The sequence below is a fragment of the Stenotrophomonas testudinis genome, from assembly GCF_024499815.1.
In the GTDB taxonomy this organism is placed as follows: domain Bacteria; phylum Pseudomonadota; class Gammaproteobacteria; order Xanthomonadales; family Xanthomonadaceae; genus Stenotrophomonas.
Genome location: NZ_JAMOKY010000009.1, coordinates 106,057 through 115,433, shown reverse-complemented (window position 1 = coordinate 115,433; position 9,377 = coordinate 106,057). Strand labels below are relative to the sequence as shown.

8 protein-coding genes are annotated in these 9,377 nt (G+C 66.6%); 7 read left to right on the top strand and 1 reads right to left on the bottom strand.

What is annotated here, in order from left to right:
* The first annotated feature begins 525 nt into the window (after positions 1–525).
* The 3 genes from NQ204_RS08075 to pncB all read left to right on the top strand — a co-directional run bounded on the left by NQ204_RS08075 (position 526) and on the right by pncB (position 3,502).
* Positions 526–1,380: a glycosyltransferase family 2 protein gene (locus NQ204_RS08075; protein ID WP_256643543.1), complete on the top strand. Its 855-nt coding sequence runs from the start codon at positions 526–528 to the stop codon at positions 1,378–1,380.
* Positions 1,377–2,216 carry a glycosyltransferase family 2 protein gene (locus NQ204_RS08070; RefSeq protein WP_256643542.1) on the top strand — a complete coding sequence of 280 codons (840 nt, stop codon included), beginning with the start codon at positions 1,377–1,379 and terminating at the stop codon, positions 2,214–2,216. Before NQ204_RS08075 ends, NQ204_RS08070 begins: the two co-directional genes overlap by 4 nt.
* Before the next feature lie 95 nt (positions 2,217–2,311).
* A complete protein-coding gene (gene pncB, locus NQ204_RS08065; protein WP_256643541.1) occupies positions 2,312–3,502 on the top strand; it encodes a nicotinate phosphoribosyltransferase in 1,191 nt (396 codons plus the stop codon).
* Positions 3,503–3,532: 30 nt separating this feature from the next.
* On the opposite strand, the gene NQ204_RS08060 is transcribed toward pncB, so the two are convergent.
* Positions 3,533–3,898, bottom strand: a complete 366-nt coding sequence (locus NQ204_RS08060) for a type 1 fimbrial protein (RefSeq protein ID WP_116862617.1) — start codon at positions 3,896–3,898, stop codon at positions 3,533–3,535.
* Positions 3,899–4,330: 432 nt separating this feature from the next.
* Here NQ204_RS08060 and NQ204_RS08055 point away from each other — a divergent pair, with 432 nt between their 5' ends.
* The 4 genes from NQ204_RS08055 (at position 4,331) to NQ204_RS08040 (ending at position 9,352) form a co-directional block, all read left to right on the top strand.
* Complete coding sequence (locus tag NQ204_RS08055) at positions 4,331–4,864, top strand: fimbrial protein (protein ID WP_116862616.1); 534 nt, start codon at positions 4,331–4,333, stop codon at positions 4,862–4,864.
* A gap of 73 nt (positions 4,865–4,937) precedes the next feature.
* Positions 4,938–5,663, top strand: a complete 726-nt coding sequence (locus NQ204_RS08050) for a fimbrial biogenesis chaperone (protein ID WP_116862615.1) — start codon at positions 4,938–4,940, stop codon at positions 5,661–5,663.
* Between the two features lie 84 nt (positions 5,664–5,747).
* A complete protein-coding gene (locus NQ204_RS08045; protein ID WP_256643540.1) occupies positions 5,748–8,321 on the top strand; it encodes a fimbria/pilus outer membrane usher protein in 2,574 nt (857 codons plus the stop codon).
* On the top strand, positions 8,312–9,352 hold the full coding sequence (locus NQ204_RS08040) for a fimbrial protein (protein WP_116862613.1): 1,041 nt from the start codon (positions 8,312–8,314) through the stop codon (positions 9,350–9,352). Before NQ204_RS08045 ends, NQ204_RS08040 begins: the two co-directional genes overlap by 10 nt.
* Positions 9,353–9,377 lie beyond the last annotated feature (25 nt).

The window sequence follows — 9,377 nt, the reverse complement described above, 5'->3', positions numbered from 1 at the left end:
GCTTGGTCGCCGCATCCATGCGGCTCACACCCCGCAAACCCACAGTGCCCCGCCTTCGACAGTTTCACGCGGCTGTGGGCTACGGCTGCTGTTGGTGGGTGCCGACCATTGGTCGGCACATCTGTCGGATATCGAATGAATTCATCCACGCATGGCGTGGATCTACTGGGACGCGCAGCTTTTGGTAGGTGTCGACCTTGGTCGACACGATTTTTCCATCAGAGATCAATATTCAACATGGGGTCGGAGCCCGTTGCGCAGCAACGGGATCCGACCCCGTGCTCTGACAGATCGCGGAGGTCTGTCGAAGGCGGGGTGGATCCGGTTGAGGGGGTGTGAGCGGCATGGATGCCGCGACCAAGCCCCCATGGACGGGTTTACGGCGTCCCCCTCAACCGGACCCACCCCGCCATCCCCCAGGAACCCAGCTTCTGCTGTTGCTCTGGCCGTTGCCGTTGCCTCGGCAGGTGCAGGGCGCAGCCCTGCCAGTGCTACGCTACCGCCAGCGACTACCACGGAGGCGGGATGGGGGCGATCGTGTTGTTGCCGCTGGGCGTGGACGATGCCGCGCTCGACCGCTGCCTGGCCGCGCTCGACGCCGGCACCTCCGCGGGCACCGCGGTATGGCTGGCCGATGACGCACAGGCCGGGCCGCGGGCGCAGGCCGTGGTCGAGCACTGGCTCGCGCATACACCGCTGCAGGCCGAATACACCCGTCGCGCGCGACCGCTCGGCGAAGTCGCCCACCTCGATGAAATGCTGCGCGCCTGCGAGGGACTGGACGTTGCCGTCCTCGCCCCGGACAGCGTGCCCGCGCCCGGTTGGCTGCAGCGGCTGCAGGCCGCGTTCGCCCGCGATGCCGCCATCGCCACCGCCACGCCCTGGTGCAATGCCGGCGAAACCGCCGCATGGCCGCGGCTGGGCGAAATCAATCCCGAGCCGGCCGATACCGCACTGCTGGCCCACACCTGTGCAAGCCTGCCGAACCTGCATCCGGAACTGCCCTCGGCGGTCACCCATGCCGTACTGGTGCGCGGCAACGCGCGGCGCCGTGCCGGTGGCCTCGACACCGACAGCTATCTCGGCTGGAACGCGGCACTGGTCGACCTCAGCCTGCGCATGGCGGGGCTGGGCTGGCGCAACGTGTTGTGCGAAAACGCCTTCGTCAGCCGCGCCGGCGAGGCGGTCAGCCGCGAGGGCGATCTGGAGGCCCTGGCCGCGCGCTGGCCGGGCTGGATGCCTCGGCTGGCCGATTTCCTCATGCACGACCCGCTGCATGCGCTGCGCGATGACCTGCAGCAGCGGTTGCAGCAGGCGATAATGCCGCGAGAGCAGGGCGACCTGTTCGCCACGCCATCGCCGCCGGAGTCGCCTGCTTGAACCCTGCCATCGCCGCCATCGTCGTCACCTACCAGAGCGGCAGCACCATCGATGCCTGCCTGTCGCGCCTGCGCCAGGCGCAGGACGTGGCCGAGATCCGGGTGGTCGACAACGGTTCGCAGGATGACACGCTGGAGATCGTGCAGCGCCACGCCAGTCACGACCCGCGGGTGCGCTTCATCGGCAACCCGGACAACCCCGGCTTTGCCGCCGCCAACAACCAGGGCGTGGCCGATTCAAGCGGCCCCTGGCTGGCCTTCATCAATCCTGACCTGCTGGTGGAGGAGGACACCCTGGCGGCGCTGCGCCTGCGCGCGCTGGAACTCGGTGACTGCCTGCTGGGCGTGGAGCAGGTGGACGAGCACGGCTTTGCCGACGACGCCGTGCGCCGCCGCGATCCCGATTTCCTGGCCATGCTGCGATCGCCCGGGCGCGGTGGACGGCTGGCCATTCCGCGCGACCCGGTGCAGGCGATGCAGCAGGTGCCGGCGCTGTCCGGTGCGTTGCTGCTGATGCCGCGGGCGCTGTTCGACCGCCTCGGTGGCTGGGATGCCGGCTACCGCCTGCACGCCGAGGACCTGGACCTGTGCCGCCGCGTGCGCGAGGCCGGCGGCGTGGTGGCCATCGCCAATGATCTGCGGGTGACGCACGTGCGCGGGGTGTCCAGCCGCTCGCGGCCGTTCTTCGTCGAGTGGCACAAGCACCGTGGACTGTGGCGCTACTTCAGCAAGTTCGAGGCGAAGCAGCGCTCGGCGCTGGTGCGGGTGCTGGTGTGGGGCGCGATATGGGCCCATGCGCTGATGCTGGTGCCGCGGCTGCTGCGCAAGGCGCTCTGACGGCGGGGTGGGGCGGGGCATCCACGCATGGCGTGGATCTACCCGCAGCCGGGCCCGGGAAACGCGGTTCACCCGAACGGGCGCATAATTGCCTCATGGCCATCATCCAGTCCCTGCTCGACACCGACCTGTACAAGTTCACCATGATGCAGGCGGTGCTGCACCAGCACCCCGGCGCCCTGGTCCAGTACCGGTTCAAGTGCCGCACCCCCGGTATCGATCTGGCGAGCTACATCGACCAGATCAACGAAGAAATCGACCACCTGTGCAGCCTGCGCTTCAGCAACGAAGAGCTGGACTACATGCGTGGCCTGCGCTTCGTGAAGCCCGACTTCGCCGATTTCCTCGGCCTGTTCCACCTGGATCGCAAGTACATCCAGCTGAAGCCGTCGACGACGGTGCCGGACGAGATCGATCTGGACATCACCGGCCCCTGGCTGCACACCATCCTGTTCGAAGTGCCGCTGCTGGCGATCATCAACGAAGTCTGGTTCCGCAACACCACCACCGCTGATTTCGCCGAGGGCGAACGCCGCCTGCAGGCCAAGGCCGCGCTGCTGCGCGATACCCCCGGGTTCGAACAGTGCCGCATCGCCGATTACGGCAGCCGCCGCCGCTACTCACGCGACTGGCATGCGCGCCTGCTGCCGCTGCTGCGCGATGCGCTCGGCCCGCAGCTGGTCGGCACCAGCAACGTGCACTTCGCCCGCCTGTACGGCATGACCCCGCACGGCACCATGGCCCACGAATACCTGCAGGCGTTCCAGGCCCTCGGCCCGCGCCTGCGTGATTCGCAGGTGGCCGCGCTCGAATCGTGGGCGCGCGAATACCGCGGCGACCTCGGCATCGCCCTGTCCGACGTGGTCGGCCTGGATGCGTTCCTGCGCGATTTCGACATGTACTTCTGCAAGCTGTTCGACGGCGTACGCCACGATTCGGGCGATCCTTTCGACTGGGGTGATCGCATGCTCGCCCACTTCCAGCAGCGCCGCGTCGATCCGCGCAGCAAGGTGCTGGTCTTCAGTGATGGCCTGGACATCACCAAGGTCATGCGCCTGTACGACTACTTCCGTGGGCGCTGCCAGGTGGCGTTCGGCGTCGGTACGCACCTGACCAACGATCTTGGCCCGACTCCGCTCAACATCGTCATCAAGATGGTCCGCTGCAACGGCCAGCCGGTGGCCAAGCTGAGCGATTCGCCGGGCAAGAGCATGTGCGATGACCCGGGCTATCTCAGCTACCTGCGGCAGGTCTTCGAGCTGCCGCCGGAAACGCCCCAGGGCTGATCCCCGGGTCGGTCTGCCTGGGCGGGAGGCTCAGGGGTAGTCGACGCGCACCAGGTAAGCCCCCTGCAGCGGCTGCTGCGTCGGGGCTTCCAGGCGGTAGCTTTCCGAGAACACCAGATCACCCGCGCGCAGGCTGCGTGCGGCCACGGCCAGCTGCTGGCCCTGGCGCTTGCCATCGCGCAGCACCGCGCCCTGGCCTTCATCCATCGCCACCAGTGCGACCGTCGCGCCCTTGGCCGACAGCGGGCAGCCTTCCAGGCGCAGCTGCTGTGCGTCCACGCGCGCCGAACAGCCCGGATCGACGATGCGACCGCTGAAGCGGATCGTGCCGCCATCGGCATGTGCCAGCGAACTGACACCCATCAGGGCCACGCAGAGCAGGATCGAGGTCTTCATGACGTTCTCTGGTTCGGTATGAGTCTGTTAACGACAGCCCCGAACGGTCTTTAAGGGTCAGAATTCCGATCTGGAAGGCGCGTCACTGAGCAATAGTGATGCGCGTCAAATATTGCGTTTTTGCCTCGAAAACAGCCTCCTCCTAGCTGCGTGACACGCGTGTAAACCACGTTCTTCAGGAGTGTGACGTGCGTCCGAGAGTCGTCGAACGCATGGCGGCGTATCACGCCAAATATTTGGCGTCAATGTGCGTTGCGGCACATCTAATGCGTGAACTGCATCACATTTGTGATCTATACTGTCGACTCGGACCCCAAGGATGGCTTCATCACGGGTCCGGCCACAGGTGAGACGCAAGGATGGGTCTGATGCCCGGCAGTGCTCCTTGCTTCCTCCTCTACGTCCACATTTCTCAGTAGGGTTAGAAAGCAAATGCGCAAGATCAATCTGTTCGCCGTCCTCCTGCTCGCCGCCGCACCGCTGGCCGCCAACGCTGCCGATGGCACGATCAACTTCACCGGCAAGGTCACCGCCAAGACCTGCGAGATCAACGCCGGCACCAGCAAGGACTTCACCGTTGCCCTGCCGCCGGTCGGTACCACCGCCCTGAAGACCGCCGGTGACGTCGCTGGTCGTACCGCCTTCTCGATCAACCTGACCAACTGCGCTGCCGGCAAGGTAGCCACCTACTTCGAGCCGGGCGTCACCGTCGACTCGAGCACCGGCAACCTGGTCAACACCCTCAGCGGCAGCACCAGCGCCACCAACGTGCAGCTGCAGCTGCTGACCGCCAACGGCAGCGCGGTGAAGGTGAGTGGCACCGGCACGCTGCAGGCCGGTACCTGGACCGATGTCGCCGACAAGGGCGCGGCCAAGCTGGACTACGCCGCCCAGTACTTCGCCACCGGTCAGTCGACCGCCGGCGACGTCGCCAGCAGCGTCAAGTACACGATCATCTACAACTGATCGTAGCTGCACCCTCCCTGCCCGATTCAGCCATCGGGCAGGGCTTTGTTCCATTTCCCGGGTCGTCCTTCCGATGAAAGCCATCCTTTCCCGGGCGCTGCTGCTGGCGGCGCTCTCGCTGCCGCTGTGCCAGAGCGCCCTGGCAGGTGTCGTCATCAACGGTACCCGGGTGATCTATCCGGCGCAGGCGCGCGAAGTGACCGTGCAGGTGGAGAACACCGGCGACACGCCGTCGCTGGTCCAGGCCTGGATTGATTCGGGTGATGCGGAGCAGACGCCGGAAACGAGCGACGCCCCGTTCGTGCTGACCCCGCCGATCAGCCGCGTGGAAGCCGGCCGCAGCCAGGCGCTGCGCATCATCTTCACCGGCAAGGCGCTGCCCAGCGACCGTGAGTCGGTGTTCTGGTTCAACGTGCTGGATGTGCCGCCCTCGCCGCAGGCCACCCCGGGTGAAGAACAGAACCTGCTGCAGGTTGCATTCCGCTCGCGCCTGAAGCTGTTCTATCGCCCGCAGGGGCTGGCCGGCACCGCCAACGATGCGCCCGCGCTGCTGCGCTGGAGCCGCACGGGCAACCGCCTGCGCGTGGAAAATCCGAGCCCGTTCCACGTCACCCTGGCCGAAGTGCGTGCGCTGGCAGGCACCCAGGATGCGGTGGTCGAGGAACAGGGAAAAATGCTGGCACCTGGCCAGCAGCTGGAGTTCACCGTGCCGGCCACCACCGCACAGGTGCGCTTCACCACCATCAATGATTTCGGCGGGCGCGTGGAGCGCACCGTCGCCGTCGGAAGCGGGAGCTGATCGGACGGCTGCATGCAGCCAGCGCCCCCCGTCATGGCTGCATCGCGGCCGTCGTCAAGGAATGTCAGTGTGATTGGAAACAGATTGACATTGTCGATTCAGCAGGCCGTGTGCCTGCTGGCTGCGGGTATCGCCTGCCCAGGATGGGCCGTGGCGGCGCCAGCCAACCTCGGCGAGCAGGCGCTGATGGCGCAGAGTGCTGCGGCCACCGCGCGCGTGCCGGAACAGGCCCAGTTCAATTCAAGTTTCCTTTCCGGGCAGGCCGGCAAGGTGGATCTGTCCTCCTTCGCCAACGGCAACCCGATGGTGGCCGGTACCTACCGCGTCGACATCTACGTCAATGGTGCCTGGCAGGGCCGCCGCGACCTGCAGTTCAAGGCTGACGCACAGGGCAAGGTGGACGCCTGCCTCGGCATGCCGCTGCTGGAGGAGTTCGGCGTGGACAGCGAAGCAGTGCTGGCCCAGCAGGATCCTGCACTGGCCATCGATGCCGCTGCCTGCGTGCCGGTACAGCAGCGCATGGCTGATGCCTTCGGCGCCTACGACGGCGGCAACCTGCGCTACGACCTGAGCATTCCGCAGGTGTTCCTGCGCCGCCAGGCGCGTGGCTACGTCAGCCCGGCGCTGTGGGACCGCGGCATCAACGCCGGCTTCGTCGGCTACAGCTTCAACGCCATCAACAGCGACCTGCGCACCGAAGACGGTGGCCGCAACCAGAGTGCCTATCTCGGCCTCAATGCAGGCCTGAACCTGGGGGGCTGGCAGTTCCGCCATGATTCCAACCTGACCTGGAACAGCGGCGATGGCCGTCACTGGCAGAGCATTGCCACCTACGCCCAGCGCGGTATCCCGCAGGTGCGCGGCCTGCTGACCGTGGGCGATGCCTACACCAGTGGAGAGCTGTTTGATTCGATCGGTTTCCGCGGCATCAGCCTGGTCACCGATGACCGCATGCTGCCCGATTCGCTGCGTGGCTACGCACCGGTGGTGCGCGGCATCGCCGAGACCAACGCGCGCATCGAAGTGCGGCAGAACCAGCAGCTGATCTACTCCTCCACCGTATCGCCGGGCAGCTTCGTCATTGATGACCTGTACCCGACCGGCTACGGCGGCGACCTGGAAGTGCTGGTGATCGAGGCGGACGGCCGCCGCCGCGCGTTCAAGGTGCCGTTCGGCTCGGTGCCGCAGATGCTGCGCCAGGGCGTTTCGCGTTACGCGCTCACCGCCGGCCAGGTGCGCAGCGCACAGCTGCTGGATGACCCGTGGATGCTGCAGGGCACCTACCAGCGCGGCCTCAGCAACCGGTTCACCGTGTATGGCGGCAGCGCGCTGGGCAAGGGCTACGGCTCGGTGCTGTATGGCGTTGGCCTGGCCACGCCGCTGGGTGCCTTCGCCGTCGATGTCACCCACGCGCGGACGGAGTTCGATCACATGGCCGGCCGTTCCGGTGCCAGTGTGCGCCTGAGCTACGCCAACCTCATCAGTGAGACCAATACCAACTTCGCGCTGGCCGCGTACCGCTATTCCACCGGCGGCTTCTACAGCCAGCAGGATGCGCTGCTGGCGCGCGAGGACGACGCGCGGGGCATCGATCCTGCCCTGCGTGGGCGCCAGCGCAGCCAGTTCCAGCTGACCCTGAACCAGCCGCTGGGCGAGCATGGCGGCGCGCTGTACCTCACTGGTGCGATGCGCGATTTCTATGATCGCCCCGGTACCAGCAAGCAGTACCAGCTGGGCTACAACAACGCATGGCGCTCGCTGAACTACGGCATCTCCGCGGTGCGGACCGAGCAGGGGGACGGCGGCACGGCCGACACCCAATACCTGTTGTCGCTCAGTGTTCCGCTGGGACGCCGCAGCGGCCAGCCGATGTCCTTCAGTGCCGACCTCGGTGTGCGCGACCGCAGCGGTTACGACAACAGCCGCATCGGCATGACCGGTGCGGCCGGCGCGGATGGCAACTTCACCTATGGCGCAGCGTTCTCGGACAGCCGCAACGGCGCATCCACCGCCACTGCCAACGCCGAGTACCGCAGCCGCTATGCCTCGCTCAGTGGCTCCTACGGCCAGTCCAGCGATTTCCGCCAGGCATCGGTGGGCGCCAATGGCAGCATGGTGGTCCACGCCGGCGGCGTTACCTTCACCCCGCAGCGTGGCGACACCATGGTGCTGGTCGAGGCCAAGGGCGCGCGCGACGCACGCGTCACCAACGCACCGGGCCTGCGCATCGACGGTCGTGGCTACGCGGTGGTGCCCTATGTTTCGCCGTACCGCCTCAATACGATCACCCTTGACCCGCAGGGCATGTCGCAGGACGTGGAGCTGGACGGCAGCAGCCAGTCGATCGCGCCGTATGCCGGTGCCATCAGCTACCTGCGCTTCGATACTCGCCAGGGCCGTGCGCTGCTCATCCAGGTCCGTAATGCCGATGGCAGCACGCTGCCGTTCGGCTCGCAGGTGAAGGACGAGCAGGGCCAGCCGGTGGGCATGGTCGGGCAGGGTGGCCGCGTCTATGTGCGCAGCGAACACGACCGCGGCCAGCTGCTGGTCGAGTGGGGCGTTGCCGCCGACCAGCGTTGTACCCTTGAATACACGGTGCCTGCGGGCACCACGGCCGGCCCTGCCGGATTGATTGCCGTGGAGGCAGCATGCCGATGAAGACGTTCCGCAGGGGCACCCTGGCGATGGGCCTGCTGGCCGCGGGCATTGGCCTGGGCTTGTCGGGGCAGGCGCTGGCGTCGTGCGGGCTCAACAACCCCCGCACCTTCGTGCCGCAGGATGTCCAGATGGATATGGGGCAGGTCGTCATCCTGCCCAGCACGCCCGTGGGCGGAATCATCAAGGAACTTGTGGTTGGCATTGACAGCCGCAACAGCATCGCCAGCTGCGATGGTTCCGGCGGCAGCGCGATCGGCATCTTCAACAACGCTGCCCAGCAACGCGCCGTGGCGAATTTTTCCAACGTCTATGCCACCGATGTGGCCGGCGTCGGCATCCGTGTCTATCGAAATTCAGGCGACATCCAGACCTACTATCCGCATACCCTGCAGCTCAGCCGCAACACGACCCTGTCGCTGAGTGGTGGCTCGTTCCGGGTGCAGCTGATCAAGACGGCCGCCCAGACCGGTTCGGGCAGCATTGCCCCTACCGGGCGCTTCACCACTTACTACTACAACGGCGATGGCGTGGGCCGGCCGGTGCTGACCTCGACATTCCGTGCCACAGGCACCACCGTCGTCAGCCCCACCTGCGAGGTGGATGCCGGCAGCCGCAACATCGTGGTGGATTTCGGCAGTGTGCCGAACTCGTCCTTCACCGGCGTGGGCTCGCGTGCCGTGGATCGTGATTTCAACATCACCCTGCGCTGCCAGGGCAGCAACGTGGCGCAGTACCAGAGCACCATCGGCATCCAGCTCGATGCCACGTCGGCCAGTGGCAACCAGCCCGGCACGCTGGCCATCACCAGCGGCATCAACAGCGCCACCCGCATCGGCATCCAGATCGTGCGCCGCAACGGCAGCAGCGAGCAGAACATCACCTTCGGCGACAGCCTGATGCTGGGTGACACCGTCAGTGGCACCTCGTCGATGAGCCTGCCGCTGCGCGCGCGTTACATCCAGACCCAGGCCGGTACGGTGGGAGCAGGCGAGGCCAACGGCACCGCGACGTTCACCATCACGTACAACTGACCTGCCGCCGGCGCCGCTCATTTTC

Excerpts from the sequence above, each read along its gene's own strand:
- NQ204_RS08040 (WP_116862613.1), top strand. The coding sequence starts at position 8,312 with ATGCCGATGAAGACGTTCCGCAGGGGCACCCTGGCGATGGGCCTGCTG.
- NQ204_RS08050 (WP_116862615.1), top strand. The coding sequence starts at position 4,938 with ATGAAAGCCATCCTTTCCCGGGCGCTGCTGCTGGCGGCGCTCTCGCTG.
- pncB (WP_256643541.1), top strand. The coding sequence starts at position 2,312 with ATGGCCATCATCCAGTCCCTGCTCGACACCGACCTGTACAAGTTCACC.
- NQ204_RS08055 (WP_116862616.1), top strand. The coding sequence starts at position 4,331 with ATGCGCAAGATCAATCTGTTCGCCGTCCTCCTGCTCGCCGCCGCACCG.
- NQ204_RS08075 (WP_256643543.1), top strand. The coding sequence starts at position 526 with ATGGGGGCGATCGTGTTGTTGCCGCTGGGCGTGGACGATGCCGCGCTC.
- NQ204_RS08060 (WP_116862617.1), bottom strand. The coding sequence starts at position 3,898 with ATGAAGACCTCGATCCTGCTCTGCGTGGCCCTGATGGGTGTCAGTTCG.